General features: G+C 71.4%; 15 protein-coding genes. 8 read left to right on the top strand and 7 right to left on the bottom strand.

What is annotated here, in order from left to right; translation table 11 throughout:
* The first annotated feature begins 3 nt into the window (after window positions 1–3).
* The 4 genes from cydB (at window position 4) to ORV05_RS32005 (ending at window position 6,729) form a co-directional block, all read left to right on the top strand.
* A complete protein-coding gene (gene cydB, locus ORV05_RS32020) occupies window positions 4–1,011 on the top strand; it encodes a cytochrome d ubiquinol oxidase subunit II (protein WP_268755620.1) in 1,008 nt (335 codons plus the stop codon).
* On the top strand, window positions 1,008–4,295 hold the full coding sequence (gene cydD / locus ORV05_RS32015) for a thiol reductant ABC exporter subunit CydD (RefSeq protein WP_268755619.1): 3,288 nt from the start codon (window positions 1,008–1,010) through the stop codon (window positions 4,293–4,295). Before cydB ends, cydD begins: the two co-directional genes overlap by 4 nt.
* Window positions 4,296–4,303: 8 nt before the next feature.
* Window positions 4,304–5,449: a GAF domain-containing sensor histidine kinase gene (locus tag ORV05_RS32010; RefSeq protein ID WP_268755618.1), complete on the top strand. Its 1,146-nt coding sequence runs from the start codon at window positions 4,304–4,306 to the stop codon at window positions 5,447–5,449.
* A gap of 362 nt (window positions 5,450–5,811) precedes the next feature.
* Window positions 5,812–6,729 (top strand): enoyl-CoA hydratase/isomerase family protein, encoded by a 918-nt coding sequence (locus ORV05_RS32005; protein WP_268755617.1) that lies wholly within the window; start codon window positions 5,812–5,814, stop codon window positions 6,727–6,729.
* 29 nt (window positions 6,730–6,758) lie between these two features.
* Here ORV05_RS32005 and ORV05_RS32000 read toward each other — a convergent pair whose 3' ends face one another.
* On the bottom strand, window positions 6,759–7,292 hold the full coding sequence (locus ORV05_RS32000; RefSeq protein WP_268755616.1) for a TetR/AcrR family transcriptional regulator: 534 nt from the start codon (window positions 7,290–7,292) through the stop codon (window positions 6,759–6,761).
* Between the two features lie 50 nt (window positions 7,293–7,342).
* Entirely contained in the window at window positions 7,343–7,828 is a 486-nt protein-coding gene (locus ORV05_RS31995; protein WP_268755615.1) for a MarR family winged helix-turn-helix transcriptional regulator, read from the bottom strand.
* Between the two features lie 43 nt (window positions 7,829–7,871).
* Here ORV05_RS31995 and ORV05_RS31990 point away from each other — a divergent pair, with 43 nt between their 5' ends.
* Window positions 7,872–8,936: an FUSC family protein gene (locus ORV05_RS31990; protein ID WP_268755614.1), complete on the top strand. Its 1,065-nt coding sequence runs from the start codon at window positions 7,872–7,874 to the stop codon at window positions 8,934–8,936.
* Between the two features lie 3 nt (window positions 8,937–8,939).
* On the opposite strand, the gene ORV05_RS31985 is transcribed toward ORV05_RS31990, so the two are convergent.
* The gene (locus ORV05_RS31985) at window positions 8,940–9,569 is read right to left on the bottom strand and encodes a response regulator (RefSeq protein ID WP_144584666.1); all 630 of its coding nucleotides are present in this window, start codon (window positions 9,567–9,569) and stop codon (window positions 8,940–8,942) included.
* A 9-nt stretch (window positions 9,570–9,578) separates the two neighbouring features.
* Window positions 9,579–10,967 carry a carboxylesterase/lipase family protein gene (locus ORV05_RS31980; RefSeq protein WP_268755613.1) on the bottom strand — a complete coding sequence of 463 codons (1,389 nt, stop codon included), beginning with the start codon at window positions 10,965–10,967 and terminating at the stop codon, window positions 9,579–9,581.
* Between the two features lie 93 nt (window positions 10,968–11,060).
* Between ORV05_RS31980 and ORV05_RS36600 the strand changes: the two genes are divergently transcribed.
* Genes ORV05_RS36600 through ORV05_RS31965 form a run of 3 tightly spaced genes read left to right on the top strand, consistent with a single transcriptional unit; the run spans window position 11,061 to window position 14,259 of the window.
* Window positions 11,061–11,402 (top strand): DUF3024 domain-containing protein, encoded by a 342-nt coding sequence (locus ORV05_RS36600; protein WP_144584668.1) that lies wholly within the window; start codon window positions 11,061–11,063, stop codon window positions 11,400–11,402.
* 30 nt (window positions 11,403–11,432) lie between these two features.
* The gene (locus ORV05_RS31970) at window positions 11,433–12,689 is read left to right on the top strand and encodes a DUF6880 family protein (protein ID WP_326938104.1); all 1,257 of its coding nucleotides are present in this window, start codon (window positions 11,433–11,435) and stop codon (window positions 12,687–12,689) included.
* Window positions 12,690–12,732: 43 nt separating this feature from the next.
* On the top strand, window positions 12,733–14,259 hold the full coding sequence (locus ORV05_RS31965) for a hypothetical protein (RefSeq protein WP_268755612.1): 1,527 nt from the start codon (window positions 12,733–12,735) through the stop codon (window positions 14,257–14,259).
* A gap of 6 nt (window positions 14,260–14,265) precedes the next feature.
* Here ORV05_RS31965 and ORV05_RS31960 read toward each other — a convergent pair whose 3' ends face one another.
* From ORV05_RS31960 to ORV05_RS31950, 3 genes are all read right to left on the bottom strand, one after another.
* Window positions 14,266–14,412, bottom strand: a complete 147-nt coding sequence (locus ORV05_RS31960) for a hypothetical protein (RefSeq protein ID WP_186382286.1) — start codon at window positions 14,410–14,412, stop codon at window positions 14,266–14,268.
* Between the two features lie 125 nt (window positions 14,413–14,537).
* Window positions 14,538–15,470: a type I pantothenate kinase gene (coaA, locus tag ORV05_RS31955; protein WP_268755611.1), complete on the bottom strand. Its 933-nt coding sequence runs from the start codon at window positions 15,468–15,470 to the stop codon at window positions 14,538–14,540.
* A 141-nt stretch (window positions 15,471–15,611) separates the two neighbouring features.
* Window positions 15,612–16,226 carry a macro domain-containing protein gene (locus ORV05_RS31950; protein WP_268755610.1) on the bottom strand — a complete coding sequence of 205 codons (615 nt, stop codon included), beginning with the start codon at window positions 16,224–16,226 and terminating at the stop codon, window positions 15,612–15,614.
* Between the last annotated feature and the right edge of the window lie 32 nt (window positions 16,227–16,258).

Below are 16,258 nucleotides of genomic sequence, written 5' to 3'. Positions count from 1 at the left end.
GCGATGAGCCTGGAAATCCTGTGGTTCTGCCTGATCGCCATCCTGTGGCTGGGCTACCTGTTCCTCGAGGGCTTCGACTTCGGTGTCGGCATGTTGCTGCCGATCCTCGGCCGCAACGAGACCGACCGGCGCGTCCTGATCAACACGATCGGTCCGGTGTGGGACGGCAACGAGGTGTGGCTGCTGGTCGCGGGCGGCGCGACGTTCGCCGCCTTCCCCGGCTGGTACGCCTCCCTGTTCTCGGGGATGTACCTGCCGCTGGTGCTGGTCCTGCTCGCGCTGATCGGGCGCGGGGTGGCCTTCGAGTACCGGGGCAAGGTGGACTCGCCGCGCTGGCGCCGGACCTGGGACCTGGTCATCATGATCGGCTCGTGGGTGGCACCACTGGGCGTGGGCCTGCTGCTCACCACCTCGGTGCTCGGTCTGCCCCTGGACGCGCACGGCAACCGGGTCGGTTCGGCCTTCGTGTCGGTTTCCTGGGAGACGCTGGTCGGTGCCCTCGCGGTCGCGGCCTTCTCGCTGCTGCACGGAGCGGCGTTCCTCGCGCTGAAGACGGCGGGTGACATCCGGGAACGCGCCCGGCTGTTCGCCGCCCGGTTCGCCCCGGTGGCGCTGGTGCCGATCGTGGGCCTGCTCCTGCTCGTGCAGATCCGGCAGGGCGAGTGGTGGACCCTGGTGCCGCTGGCGATCGCCGGGGTGGCCGGGCTGCTGGCCTGGCGCATGCTCGTCCTCGACAGGGACGGGGCGGCGTTCGTCGCACTCGGCGTGGCGCTGGCGGGCACCGTGATCACGATGTTCGGGGCGTTGTACCCCGACGTTCTTCCGTCTACTTTGGACCCGGCGTACTCGCTGACCGTCAGCGGGGCCGCTTCCAGCCCGTACACGCTGAAGGTGATGACCTGGGTCGCGGCCTTCGGCACCCCGGCGGTGCTGGTGTACCAGGGCTGGACCTACTGGGTGTTCCGCAAGCGGATCAGCGCGCGGCAGATCCCGCCGGTGCACACGCCATGAGCTTCCCCGGCCGCTCCATCCTTCCCGCTCAGTTGTCCGCAGTGGACACGGTGCGCCCGGGGAAGGGACCGCTCGGCGCGCTGCCGCACCTGTCCAGGGCGGCGCGCCGGGCGCTTGCCCTGGCCGGTCTCCTCTCACTCGGCAACGCCGTCGCCCTGGTGGCGCAGGCGTTCCTGCTGGCCTCGGTCTGCGCGGCGGTCGTCGCCGGGAAGGCCGTGCCGGTGGTCTCGGTGGGCGTCCTGCTCGGCGTGGTGCTCGCGCGGGCACTGCTCGCCTGGGGCCTGCGCGTGGTCAGCGCCCGTGCCGCGGCCGGAGCGAAGGAGGAGCTGCGGGCGAAGGCCGTCGAGCACGCGATGCGGCTGGGGCCGGAGTGGATCGCGCGGCGCGGGCCCGCCGAGCTGACCTCGTTGACCACCAAGGGACTCGACGCGCTCGACGCGTACTTCACCGAATACCTCCCGGCACTGGTGACCGCGGCGGTGGTGCCGCTCGGGGCCGGCGCCGCGGTGCTGTTCGCCGACTGGCCCTCGGCGGTGATCATCGCGCTGACCGTGCCGCTGCTGCCGGTGTTCGCGATCCTCGTCGGGCGTTACACCGCCGAGCGGTCCGCGGCCGCGACCGAGGCCGTGCACCGGCTTTCCGGTCAGCTGCTGGAACTGGTCCGTGCGCTGCCGGTGCTGGCCGCGTTCCGCCGGGCGGAGGCGCAGGCGGAGACGGTCCGGCGGGTCTCCGACCGGCACCGGCGGGCCACCATGAAGACCCTCCGCGTGGCCTTCTCCTCGGCCTTCGTGCTCGAACTGGCGGCGACGCTGTCCGTGGCGCTGGTCGCCGTGGTGATCGGCGTACGCCTGGTGGCGGGGAACCTGCCACTGGCGATCGGGCTGGGCGTGCTGATCCTGGCGCCCGAGTGCTACCAGCCGCTGCGCGCCGTGGGCGCCGCCTTCCACGCGAGTGAGGACGGCGTGGAGGCCGTGCGCCGGGTGGCCGAGCTCCTCGCCGAGCCGGTCGCCCCCGAAGGCACGAAGATGCCCGGACGCGGCGAGGTGCGCGTGCGGGAGTTGCGCGTCGCGCGCCGCGGAGGGTTCGCCCCGGACGGCGAGTCGTTCACCGTCCGGCCCGGAGAGCTGGTGTGGCTGCACTCGCCCAGCGGGGCGGGCAAGTCCACCACCCTGGCGACCCTGCTGGGTTTCGTCCGGCCGGCCTCCGGTGAAATCACCGTCGACGGCACCGACCTCGCCGATGTCGACATGTCGCTTTTTCGACGTCGAATCGCCTGGGTGCCGCAGTCTCCCGCGTTCGCCGCTGGAACCGTTCGCGCGGAACTCGAACTCGCCGGGGCGAATCCCGGTGACCTGGACGGCCTGCTCGCCGAGCTGAACCTCGCCGGGCTGGCCGAGCAGCCGGTTCACCGGCTCTCCCTCGGCCAGCGGCAGCGGGTCGCGGTGGCCCGCGCACTCGCGCGGCTGCGCGCCGGGGCCTGGCTCCTCCTGCTCGACGAACCCACCGCGCACCTCGACGCGGCGAACGCGGCGCTCGTGCTGTCCGCCGTGGACCGGGCGCGCCACGCCGGCGCGGCCGTGGTGATCGCGGCCCACGACCGGCGGGCCACCGCCGTGCCGCCGCTGAGCTCCGTGCCCGTGCCCGCCGTCCAGGAAGTGGCCAAGCGCCGGGGCGCGGCCCGGGCCCTCGGCCGGGTCCTGGAGAAGAGGTTCTTCACCGGCGCCGCGCTGGGTGCGCTCGCGCTGGTCGCCGGGCTGGCGCTGACCGCCACCTCCGGCTGGCTGATCGCGAAGGCTTCGCAGCAGCCGCCGATCCTGACGCTGAGCGTCGCGATCGTCGGGGTACGCACCTTCGGCCTCGGCCGGGCCGGACTGCGCTACGCGGAACGGCTGGTCACGCACGACGCGGCGTTCCGCATCGCCGGGAAGCTGCGGGTGAACCTGTGGGGCGCGCTGGTGCGCCAGGGGCCCGCTCACGCCCTTCGCCACGGTGAAAGCCAGCAACGGCTGGTGGCTGACGTGGACACCGTGCGCGACCTGCTGCCCAGGGTCCTCACCCCGCCGTTGATCGCCGGAACCGTGCTGGCCTGCGCGGTCGCCGTGCAGGCGGTGCTGCTGCCCGCCGCCGGTCTCGCCCTCGGCGTGGCCGTGCTGACCGGCGCGATCGTGGCCCCGCTGCTGGCGCTGCACCTCGGGCGCCGCTCGACCTCGGCGCTGGCGGCGGGCCGCCGCACGGTCGGTGCCAAGGTGCTGGAGTTGTTCGAAGGCGCGGCGGAACTGCTCGCCTTCGACGCCTACCGCCCGCGCCGGGCGGCGCTGGCCGCCGCGGACGCGGAGCTCGTCACGCAGGCGCGGCGGCAGGCCCTCGGCGCCGGTGCCGCCGACGCGGTGATCGCGCTGGTCACCGGGGTGGCGGCGGTGGCGAGCACCTGGCTGGCCATTCCGGCGGCGGCCCGTGGTCAGCTCGACCCGACCGTGGTCCCCGTGCTCGCGCTCGTTCCGCTCGCGCTGGCCGAGGTGCTGTCGTTGCTGCCGCCCGTGGCGCAGCACTGGGACACGCTGCACCAGGCGCACGCGCGGCTGGAGGCCTCCGAGGCCTCCGAGGCCTCCGAGGCGGCCGGGACGCCGGTGACCGCCAGAGAAGACACCGACGGCGACATCGAACTCGCCGGGGTGGACCTCGCCTGGCCGGGGCACGAACCGGTGCTGCGCGGCGTGGACCTGAAGATCCCGGCGGGTACGCGCGTCGCGGTGGTCGGGCCGTCGGGTGCCGGGAAGTCCACGCTGCTGGCCGCGCTGCTGGGTTTCCTGGAACCCGCGCGGGGGATCGCGCGGATCCCGCGGGCGGTCGCGTGGGCCCCGCAGGACCCGCAACTGGTGTCGACCACGGTCGCGGAGAACCTGCGCCTGGCCGACCCGCGGGCGGGTGAGGACCGGCTGGCCGAGGCCCTGCGCCTGGCCTGCCTGCCCGGACTCGGCCTCGACACGGTCCTGGGCAGCGCGGGCAGCGGCCTCTCCGGCGGTCAGGCGCAGCGGCTCGCGCTGGCCCGCGCCCTGATCGGGGCGCCCGGTGCCCCGGTGGTGCTGCTCGACGAGCCGACCGCCCATCTCGACCAGGAGACCGCCCGGCAGGTACTGGACAACCTGCGGACGGCACTGGCCGGGCACACCGTCGTCCACGTCACGCATCACCCCGAGGAGGCGGCCGATGCCGACCTCGTGCTCGAGGTGTGTGACGGGCGGGTCGGCAGCCGGGTCGTGGCGCGGGAGGGCGTCTACTCTTGATAGCGCTCATGGAACCCATGCTTGCCGCGCACGCGCTGTCCGCGGCCACCGAAATCACCACCGCCGCGCTGTCCGGTGACGAGCCGGACGCGGTGCTCGCCTCGGTGGTGCGCAAGGCCGCCGAACTCGCGAAGGCCGACCTCGGCCTGGTCATGGTGCGGTCCGACGACGGAACCCTGTCGGTGGAGGCGGCCTACGGCTCGGCCACCGACGAGCTGCGCGGAGTGGCGCTGCCCGCCGAGTCGGCCGCCGGTCAGGTCGCGCGCGGGGGCGAGACGGTGGCGACCGACGACGTCACCACCGATCCCCGCACCGCCCCGTACCTGCCGGAAGAGCTGCGGGAATACGGCCCGTTCGCGGCCGCGCCGTTCGGCACCGGCGGCCGGGTACTGGGCGCGCTGGCGGTCTACCGGCGCCGAGGTGCCGAAGGGTTCTCGCAGGCCACGGTCGAGGTGCTGACCGCCTTCGCCGCACAGGTGGGGGTGGTGCTCGCGCTGGCCGAAGGGGCGAACGCCCGCCACCGCGTCACCCTGTACGAGGAGCGGGAGCGGATCGCCCGCGAACTCCACGACGTGATCGTGCAGCGGCTGTACGCGGCGGGGATGCAACTCGACCGCGTGCGGCGACGGATGCGCAAGCGTTTCGCCGGGGCCGACGCCTCCCGCCTGGGCGAGGCGATCGACCAGCTCGACCAGACGATCGAGGAGATCCGGGGCACCGTGCGCAGCCTGCGCAACCCCGCTCCCGAGCCCGAGGCGAAGCCCGCCACCGACCTCGCGCAGTCCGCACGGGACGAGGTGCGGATCGCGGAGGAACTGCTCGGCTACCCGCCGACACTTGAGCTTTCCGGCGATTTCAGCGACATCCCGGCGGAGCGGGCCGACCACATCCGCGCCGCCCTACGGGAAGCACTGTCCAATGTGGTCCGCCATTCCGGGGCCAGCGAGACCAGGGTCACCCTGCACCGCGACGCGAAGGAAGTGCGGCTGCGGGTGCGGGACAACGGGGCCGGAGTGCCGCAGGGAGTGGAAACCCGAGGGCTGCGCCACCTCGCCGAACGGGCGAAGAGCGCCGAGGGCCACTTCCACCTCAACTCCTCGCCCAGCCTGGGCACCCTGGTCGCGTTCGACCTGCCGCTCCACCCGGAGAAGTGACGCGTCGCTGGCGGCATACAACGCTTGAGCCCCGGGTGGCCCCCTTGGACTCCGCAGGCGATCGTCTACGGGCCCACGGGGAGGCCATACCGCTACGAAGGGAAACGCACATCGTGACGATCCAAGCGCAGTACTGGATCCACGAGCCCGGTCGCGCGCCGTCCGAGAAGGTCGCTCACCTGGTCACTCCCGAACATCGGGGCAATGACGGTCACAGCGCCGAACCAGTCCACCTCTACACCCAGGGCCAAGGCCCGGGGCACCCCGTCATCTACGAAACCGACGAGTTCCCGCCCGACTGCGAAGTCTCGAGCGAGACGATCTCGACGCGCATGAGGAGTACGTAATCCGACAATCGACGGGTGGTGTCGGGTAACCAACGCGTGTGCGTCGTTGCCGATTGCCCGGTCATGGACGAGTCGACCAGGCTGGTCGGTATGACTCAGCACGACGAACTCACCCCGGAGAAATGGGCCGGCCTGGTCCGCAGGCCGGACTTCGCCGAATATTCGACGAAGTTCCGCGACTTCTTCGCGATGCGCCGACGTGACGGCATCATCGAGCTTCGCTTGCACCACGAGGGTGGTCCGTACGCCCAGACGTTTGCCAGCCACAACGCCTGGGGCCAGGCCTGGCATGAAGTCGGCAACGACCCGGAGAACCAGGTGCTCATCCTCACCGGCACCGGCGATCTGTGGTTCGACCATCAGCGCAGTGGCGAGGTGCACTTTGAACGGACGGTGCGAGACATCGCGAAACTTTATGAAGACGCCGAGAAGTTGCTGGAGAACTTCGTCTTCGGCGTGGACATGCCGACCATCGCCGCCGTCAACGGCCCTGGCCCCCACACGGAGGTGGCCTTGGCTTGTGACATCACGATCTGTACCGAGGACGCGAGCTTCGTCGACCCGCACTTCCTGGTGTCGACGGTGCCAGGGGATGGGCAGGGCCTGACGTTCCAGGAGTTGATGGGCACCAAGCGGGCCGCGTACCACATGTACACCGGACGCCCGGTCGACGCGCGGCGCGCGCTCGAATACGGCATGGTTTCCGAGGTCGTTCCGCGCGAACGGCTGCTGGATCGCGCATGGGAGCTCGCCGAGATGATCATGCGGCGCCCGCGGGCGGCTCGCCAGATGACGCACGCGATCACCAGCCGTCCCTGGAAGCGGCGAGTCGTGAACGACTTCGGCTTCCAGTTGCGCAGTCAGGAAGCCGCCCTGCTTCTCGACGGCCCGGAGGCCGGGCGGCCACCTTCCGGTGAGCCTCTCGCCTCATGAGCCGGTCGTCACGACGGCGGCAGACCAGGTCATAGCGGCTTCACGCCATGTAACACCAGTTCGGTCACATGGTCGGCCGCTTGCGCTCCCGTCACGTCCGCCAGTCCGCTCTCCCGCCACCAGCAAACCGTTCCGACGATCGTCGAGCCCACGAGGTGCGCCGACACCGGTTCGTAGCGTTGCCGCAGCGACCGCCCCATCTCCCCTCGTACGACTTGGTGGATACGCGGCCGCAGCACGTTCACGTCCCGCCAGCAACTGTGGCCGGTCCGCGAAGCCTCCCACAACAGCAGCGTCAACTGGCGCACGACATCGCCGGCCGGGTCGGCCGTCCACCGCATCCGGCCGGTGATCCGGCGGTGGAACTCCACTCGAACCAGGTCGTCGGCGAGGGCGAACTTGTCGGCATAGTGGGCGTAGAAGGTGCCGCGGTTGACGTCCGCGCGCTCGGCGATATCGCTGACCCGAGCGGCCTGGAATCCTCTCTCCCGAACGACATCGAGCGCCGCTCGGCGCAGCGCCTGTCGTGTTCGCCGGACCCGCCGGTCCACGATCCCATCCATCCGGTCAGTCAAGCACTCCCCATCGCCTCGTAGTGAAGAACTATCGTGGCTCAGCCCATGCCCTCCACGGTGTGGAGGACCTTCCCGAGCAGGGCGGCCAGCTCCGTGCGCTCGGTTTCCGAGAGGTCTTCGAGTGCGGCGCGCTCGGTTTCCAGTTGCCGGGGCAGCAGGTCGTCGATGAGGGTTTCCGCCTCGGGGGTGAGGCGGACCTGGACCACGCGCCGGTCCCGCTCGCTCGCCGTGCGGGAGATCAGGCCGAGTCGCGCGAGCCGGTCCAGCCGCTTCGTGATCGCGGCTCCCGAGGAGAGCATTTCGCGGCTGATCTGCCCCGGGTTGAGCACGCCGTTGCGGCGGAGCGCGCACAGCACGTCGAATTCACCGCGGGTGAGTTCGTGCCCGGCCAGCAGGTCGTCGGTTCCGCGCCGGATCAGTGACGCCAGCCGCAGCACCCGGCCGATCACCGCCATCCCGGAGGTGTCCAGTTCGGGCCGCACCTCTCGCCACTGGCCCCGGGCCCGGTCGATGAGATCGCTCACCGGTTCGCTCCTTCGCGACGTAAGTTTCGATAGTATTTTACTCGTGAACTTTTGGCATCGGCACCGTCTCGGTGACGCGCTCACCCCTGCCGGGTGGTGGCGGCTGCGACCGCTCGCCGTTCCCGCCGCGCCGACCGCGCTCCGTGCCATGGTGGGGGCGAACATAGTCCTGGCCGTGGTGGTGCTCGCCGGGCATGCCGAGTGGGCGCCCGCCGCCGCCTTCGGCGGGATGACCGCGGTGCACGCCCGCTTCGAACCCCATGCGATCCGTGCCCGGCTGCTCGCCTGGGTCGGCGCCGGGCTCACGCTCTGCGTCGCGCTCGGGTCGGCGGCGGGCGCGGCGCGGTGGGGGCCGCTGCCCGTGGTGATCCTGGTCGCGCTGGTCGCCGCGGTGGCGAAACTGCTCACCGACGCGGTGGACGCCGGGCCGCCCGGCGGGCTGATGTTCGTGTTCGCCGTGGCGACGATGTCCGTACTCCCCGGCACCTGGACGGGGGTCGCGGCGCAGACCGGAGTCGCGGCGCTCGGGGCCGTCGTCGCCTGGGCGACGGGCCTGGCGGGCTGGTGGTTCTCCCGGTCGGGGCACCAGAAACCGGCCGCGTGGCGGGCGGGGGTGCGGGCCGCGCTGCGGCGTTCGTCCCACGAGTTCGGACGGGCGGCGAAGGTCGGCCTCGGGGTGTTCGCGGCCGGGCTGGCGGCCCATCTCCTGGACCTCGGCCACCCGTACTGGACGATGATCGCCGCCGCGGCGGTGCTCCAGTCCACCCACCTGCGGCATACGGTGCACCGCACCGTCCAGCGCGTGCTCGGCACGCTCGCCGGCGCGGTGATCGCGGCACTCCTGCTCGCGGCCGCCCTTCCGCTGCCGGTCAAACTGGCGTGTGTCGTGATCGCGCTGCTGGGCGCGGAACTGACCGTCATCCGCAATTACGCGCTGGCGATGCTGTTCGTCACCCCGTTGACGCTGCTGCTCGGTTCTCTGCTCGCCCAGGGGAGCGCGTTCGGCACCGCATCCGACCGGGTGCTCGACACCGCGCTGGGCGCGGTGATCGGGCTCGTCGCGGCCCTGGTCAGGCCCGGTCGCGGGTACCACACCGCGGCGGCGTGAGGCTCACTTGCCGTGGCGCGCGACCCAGGCCACGGCCTGCGTCCGGCGCTGCATGCCCAGCTTCGCCAGCACCGAGGTGACGTAGTTCTTCACCGTCTTCTCGGCGAGGAAGAGGCGTTCGGCGATTTCCCGGTTGGACAGGCCTTCGCCGATCAGTTCGAGCACGCTGCGTTCCCGCTCGGTCAGCCGCGACAGCTCGTCCTCGTACGGGTGGCGAAGCTTGTCCAGCACGCGAGCCGTGCTCACCGGGTCGAGCAGCGACCGGCCCGCGGCGACCTCGCGCACCGCGTTGACCACGTCCTGCCCGCGCACCTGCTTGAGCAGGTAGCCCGAGGCCCCGGCCATGATCGCGCCGACCATCGCCTCCTCGTCGTCGAAGGCGGTGAGGACGAGGCAGTACGGCGGGTTGGGCTTGGACCTCAGCTCCCGGCACAGCGTCACGCCGTCTTCGCCGTTGCCGAGCCGCACGTCCACCACCGCCACGTCCGGTTCGACGTGCATCGCCACGGCCAGTGCCTCGTCGGCGCTGCCCGCCTCGGCGACGACCTCGATGTCCGGTTCGTCGCCGAGCAGTTCCCGCAGCCCGCGCCGGACCACTTCGTGGTCGTCGACCAGCAGCACCTCGATCGCCATACCTCGAGGTTACGTGCTTCGCGCCCAGATCCGGCGTGACGTGGCTTCCGGGTCGGAAACGACCGAAACCGGCACGTCCCAGATCCGGGTCAGCGCCGTCCCTGGTTCGTATTCCGGCCAGCCCGGGTCGCCGGTCGCGGCGAACGACAGCCATGCCTTGCGGATCTGCGCGCTCAGCATCTCGGCCTCGGGCGGCACCGGGTTGCCCAGCAGCATGGTGCCGAGCGGCCCGGAGAAGGAACCGAAGGTGAGCGGGACGTCGAGCCCGTGGCACGCGCCGAGCACGGGCCCGGACCAGGTGAGCTCGTAGCTGTAGCTGCGGCCGGGATGGTTTTCGGCACACCGGATGGCGGGGATGCGGAAGATCGCGTCGGAGCGGATGAGGACGTGCAGTTCCTGGTCGGACATCGCTGGGTAGGCGGCCCGGTAGTCTTCCAGCGACACTCCGAAGGCTTCGGCGCTCGCCGCCGGATCCTGGACCGACGAGGGCTCGTTCAGGACGAACAGGCGGTACTCGTCGCGGTTGTACCCGGCGATCAGGTCCACTTCGGGGCGCAGTCCGAGCCACGGGTGGTCGACGATCAGATCCCCGTCGATCACCGGACCGTACGGGGTGATCTCGCCCGGAACGCTCTGCACGCGGTGGATGTCTTCGGCCGGGATCCGGGCGAACGCCTCCGCGGTCACCTCCGTCGCGGGCACGCCCAGCGCGGCGGCGATGCGTTCGGTAGTCCTCCTCGCGCGCGTCTCCCGCAGGCAGCCGTTGGCGATGCTCTGGCCGATGGCGCGGTGGAAAAGGCCGCGTGCGGCGCCTGCCGCGGTGAGGACGGCGACCGCGGTGGCTCCCGCGGACTCGCCGAACAGCGTGACGTTGTCCGGGTCGCCACCGAACCGGGCGATGTTGTCCTGCACCCAGCGCAGCGCGGCCAGTTGGTCGAGGAAGCCGCGGTTCTGCGGAACGCCGGGCAGCCAGCCGAAGCCCTCGAAACCGACGCGATAGTTCACCGTCACCACGACCACACCGCCCGCGGCGAGGGTGGCGCCGTCGTAGTCGGGCTGGCGGCTGGTGCCGATCAGGAAGGCGCCGCCGTAGAGCCAGACCATCACCGGCAGGCCGCGGGCGCCCGGATCCGGGGTCCACACGTTGACGCTCAGGCAGTCGGTGGACTGCGTGGGCTGCCAGGCCGAGGGCAGTCCGGGGAGGAAGGTGCCCTGGGGCGGGTCCGCGCTGAACCGGCTCCCGTCCCGCGTGCCGTCCCACGACGGGGCGGCCACCGGCGCCTGGAACCGGCGGAGGCCGTCGAGTGGGGCGGCGTAGGGAATGCCCTTGAACGCGACGCAACCGGTGCCAGGAATGCCACGCACGGCGCCCCGCGTGGTCTTCACGATCGGATCCACGCGCTCATGAAATACCAGAATCACGTTCTGGGGGAAGGGGGACGGCTTTACTCCATCCGCGGGTCGTGATCGGGATGCGGTATCACTGAGGGTATGTCCGCGATCCCGGAACTCCAGCAACGGCAGATCGATCGTTGGTGTGAACGGCAGGCGCCAGTGGTGAAACGTGGCGAAACGCGGGTTATGTCCCGTTGGCGCGGGCGCATGGTGACGCTGGTGGAGAAGCGCGCGGACGCCGAGGGCAGCGGTCCGTTCGGTGGCGCCGAGCGCGCCTTCGCGCAGCTGCGGTACGGCACGGACGGGCTGTGGACGCTGTACTACTGGTCTCGCGAGCTGGGGCACTGGCGCCGGTATCCCGTCGGTGAGCCGGAAACCTCGCCCGTGCCGCTGCTCGGTCAGATCGAGAACGGCGAGTACGGCGGCTACTTCTTCTAGGCCGAACGGCGGTACGACAAGATATGCGGGGTGACGGATCTTCGCGCCTACCTTCGCTCGCTCGACGTGAAAACGCTCGCCGAGCTGCTGACCGAGCAGGCGGAGCGCGATCCCGAACTGCGTGAGCGGCTGCTGCGGCGCGCCGGGGAGCCCGGCGGCGAGCTGGCCGAGGTGCGGGACCTGCTGGACGGGCCCGCGACGGCCCGCGCCGGGGCCGCGCAGGAGGGTTTCGACGAGGCGGCCAAGATCGGCGCGGTGCTGGACACCCTGCAGCGCCTGCTCGATTCCGGGACGCGCGCCGATCTGGCCCCGCTCGCCCGTCGCGCGGTGGATCGGATCACCGGCGCGGTGAGAAGGCGCGAGAACCCCTCCGGGGCCATGGGCGCGGAGCTGCGGCGGGCGGTGCGTCTCTACGCGCGGGCCTGCGCGGCGCATCCGCCCCGGCCGGAGGAGCTCGCACGGTGGATCATCGACAGGGAGTTCGACGGACCTGGCGGGCCCGAAACCGACCTCGCCGAGTTCGCCTCCGCGCTCGGAGAGGACGGGCTCGAGAAGATCAAGTCCACTGTGGACGAGGTACTCGCGGAGGCCGGGCCGGATGAGGCCAGGCGGCGAACCGCCGAACGTCTCGCCGAACAGCTCGCCGAGATCTCCGGCGACGTGGACGCGCTGCTGGAGATCCTCTCCCGGCGCCTGCCACGGCAAGAGGTGAGCCTCAAGATCGTGCGGGTGCTGCGGGCAGCGGGGCGGACCACCGAGGCCGTGGCCTACGCCGCCCGGGCGCTCAACGGGGACTCCCGGCCGGTCCCGGCGCCCGCGAAGACCCGGCCGGAAGCACCCGCCCGGGTGAGCGCCGAGCCGGAACCGGAATCCCCCATCGCCCTGCTCACACGGCGTGCCCCCGAGGACGCCACGGCCGCCGACGAGCTGGTCCGCGCCCTGCTCGCGGACGAGCGGCCGGACGAGGCATGGGAGGCCGCCCAGCGCTACGCCTGCTCCCCGGCGGTGCGGCTCGAACTGGCCGGACTCCGCGAGGCGGAGCATCCGGCCGACGCGATCGCCGTCTACCGGACCCACATCGACTCGCTGATCGGGCAGAAGGGGGCGGGCCAGTACGAGCAGGCGGCCCAGATGCTGCGGAAGGTGCGCACCCTGCACCGGAAGGCGGGTACGCCAGAGGAGTTCGCCGAGTACCTGGCCGGGCTCGTCACCGCCCACAAACGCAAGGTCAGGCTGCTCGACGAGATCCGCCGCGCGCGGATCGCCCTGCCCAGGACCCGATCGTGATCCCGGCCGCACCCCCGAGTCCTCCCGGTGCGACGATGTGCCCATGACCGAGCTGCCGTCGCAGGAGTCCGCCGAGACCGAGAACGTGCGGGGACTCCTCGAAGAGGTCCTGCGTGAGTTCGACGAGCTGGGCCCGGACACCGAGCCCCTGCAGGTCGAGCTGCTCGCCTCCGAGATCCTCGGCGAATGGTGGGAGGCCGGGGACGACCTCGCCGCCGAACTGATCGACTTCGCGGCGGCCGCCCCCGAGCCGGAGCGCCTGGTCGCGCCGCTGGCCGTGCTGCGCAGCCTGGCGGGCACCGAGGAGCAGCGGGCGGCCGCCGGGCTCGCCCTCGAGAAGCTGGGGCGGGACGAACCCGCCTGGGCCGGGCGGCTCAACCAGGTGACGGTCGGCGACTGCTGGCGCACCGCCGACGTCTACGGCGACGCGAGTTCCGTGCTGTGCGTGTTCGGCGAGGGCGAGGGTGCGCACGGGCTGCTCGTCTCGATCGGCTACGCGATCCACGGCGGCTGGGCCGACGAGGCCGTCATCGTCGAGGCGCCGGACGAGGTCGTGGCCGAGATGCACACCCAGGCCGCGGAGAGCGGGGGCCTGATCACCTGCGAGCGGATCAGCCCCGGCCGGGCCCACCAGCTGCTCGCCGATGCCTTCGTGGGCACCGAGTTGCAGGACGAGCCCGAGATCACCGACGACTACGTGCGCTTCCGCGCGCTGGCGCAGGCCCGGCTCCGGGTGCTGCCGGAGCCCGAGCCGGTCGATCCGCCGCAGGTGCTTTCCACCGAGGACCAGGCCGAGATCATCGACGAGTTCTTCCGCTCGACCGCGGACGTCGCGGACACCGAGGCCGCCCGCGTGTGCGTGCTGCGCCTGATCGAGTTCGGCGTCGAGCACGATCCGCGGCGGCCGCTGCGGGTCGGCCCGGACAAGCTGGCGTCCTTTGTGGACTACGTCGACGACGGGGACGTGGCGCTGACCGAGGAGCAGGACGAGGTCCTGCCCGAGGTGCTGGCGGCCTGGGCCCGCTGGGGCGCGAGCCGCGACGGCCTGTCCGAAGAGGCGACCGAGTCCCTGCTGGAGGCGGTGGACGACCGGCTCTACGAGCGGGACCTGGAGGGCGAGTCCACAATGGACGCCTACCTGGACGGCCTCGAGGACCTCGACGAGCAGAGCGTGGCCGAACTGCTCGAGCGGCGGCGGTTCGCGGTTCCCGAAGTGGTCACCGAACTCGGCGGCGAAGAGGTCGAACTCGACCCCTCCGACCCCGAGCAGCGGCGCCTGCTCGCCCTCGCCGAACACCCCGAATTCCAGGACTCGCTGGCCGAGGACGACCTCGACGAGGACGGTTTCCTCCGGCTCGCCGCCTACTCCACGCTCGTGGACCAGCTGTGGGACGGGGAGCCCGCCGAGGTGTGGCGGGCCGCGCGGCGGTTGCGGGACAAGGGACTCGACCGCGACCAGGTGCTCGAGGAACTGGCGAAGGTACTCGAAGAACGCCTCGCGCCCGGCGAGGAAGACGAACTGGAGTTCGACATCGACGAGTACTGCCAGGCCCTCGACGAGCTCGGCTGAGCCGTCTTACGGGCCGGCGGTGCCTTCCGGCGCCTTCTGGCGCCGACTCGCCAGCACGTCGTTGAAGTCCAACGCGAACGCGCCGACCGCCATGGCCAGCAGCACCGCGATACCCAGCAGCGCCCCGATCCACGTGAGGATGATCGTGATCATCGGTGTTGCTCCTCCCTGGTCAGGGTGTATTTCCTACTGACCAGGGTGCGGTTCGCCGGTGGATCACGGTATCGGCCAACCGGTTGGTGGCCGCCGATCAGGATCGGCCGAACGGCTGATCTTGCCTACAGCTTCCGCAACCGGACCCGGTTGATGGAGTGATCGGCGTCCTTGCGCAGCACGAGGGTGGCTCGCGGGCGCGTCGGCCGGATGTTCTCGATCAGGTTCGGTTCGTTGATCGTGCGCCACAGATGGGTCGCCTCGGCGCGTGCCTCGTCGTCGGGCAGCCCGGCGAAGTGGTGGAAATGCGAGGCCGGGTCGGAGAACGCGGTCTTGCGCAGTTCGAGGAACCGTTCGACGTACCAGCGCTCGATGTCGTCGGTGTGCGCGTCCACGTAGATCGAGAAGTCGAACAGGTCCGCCACCGTCAGCCTCGGCCCCGGCTGCAGCACGTTGAGGCCCTCGATGATCAGGATGTCCGGACGGCGGACGACCAGTTCCTCGCCGGGCACGATGTCGTAGGCGAGGTGCGAGTACACCGGCGCCCTGGCCTCTTCGGCTCCGGACTTGACCTCCGTCACGAAACGCAGCAGCGCTCGCCGGTCGTAGCTTTCCGGGAAACCCTTGCGGTGCATGATGCCGCGGCGCCTCAGTTCGGCGGCCGGGTACAGGAATCCGTCCGTGGTCACCAGATCCACGCGCGGATGATCGGGCCAGCGGGCGAGCAGCGTCCGCAGCAGGCGGGCGGTGGTCGACTTCCCGACCGCGACGCTGCCGGCGATACCGATGATGAACGGCACCTTGGTACCGCGGGTGTCCTCGCCGAGGAACGTCGTGGTCGCCTCGTAGAGCCGCTGCCGGGCCGCCACCTGAAGGTTGATCAGGCGGGACAACGGCAGGTAGACCTCGGCCACCTCGGTGAGGTCGACCTGTTCACCCAGACCCCGCAGCCGCAGCAGTTCTTCGGCGGTGAGCGGAAGGGGGGTACTGCGACGCAGTTCCCGCCACTGTTCCCGGTGTAGCTCGACGTAGGGGCTGACCTGGAGAACCCGTGCCATTCCCACACTCCTTGCCCGTCGCTGGGCCGGCGCCGATGTCTGCGTAACGCTGTTCTTACGGTAGGTCTTACGGGCGGGAAACGCTCTGTGACTTACTACACCCCGCCGCCAGGCGCATCGGCACGAAAGCGGAGGTGCAGGTCAGCGGGCCCCGAACACCTCGGTCCAGGCCGCGGCGACCTGCCGGGCGCAGGTCTGGGGAGTGACGCCGCCGACACCGGTGCCGAGCCCCGGCATGGCGATCGTGCGCACCGCGCGACGGATTTCCACGCCGTGCTCGAACCGGCCGTCGCGCCAGGTGAGGAACACCGCGCGCGCGGCGAGATAGGGGTGCACGGTGTCCTCCGGCAACACCTCGCCGGGCTCCCGCCGGATCGGCGCGCTGATCAGCCAGGCCGGGACCGGTTCTCCGGTCGGCACGACCACGGCCTCCCCGATCGGCAGTTCGCCGCCGTGATAGGCGAGAACGGCACTGCGCACGTGCTGTTCGGCGTCGGGGAACGCACGCGCGTAGCGCGCGTCCACACCGCCTCGCAACCAGCCGTAGGCGTTGCCGGGGCTCACGACAGCGTCGGCGGCCACGTCGAGCACCGAGCCCCGGTACGCGCGAACGTCGCCGCGGACGGTGTCCGCCACCGTCTGCCAGGCGCGGCCGAGGTGTTCGTCGAGGGCGCACAACACCAGGGAAGGAGTGGGGGGTGAGACCAGATCCTCGATCCCCTCGCGGGTGGCGTGCAGGCCGGATTCGGCGGTCACGGGGTACACCATGCCAAAAAAACCGATCGGGC

Origin of the sequence: Amycolatopsis cynarae (assembly GCF_026802195.1) — a bacterium.
GTDB lineage: Bacteria > Actinomycetota > Actinomycetes > Mycobacteriales > Pseudonocardiaceae > Amycolatopsis_E > Amycolatopsis_E rhizosphaerae.
Note: the sequence above shows the minus strand (reverse complement) of the source record. Positions and strands in the feature narration are given on the sequence as shown.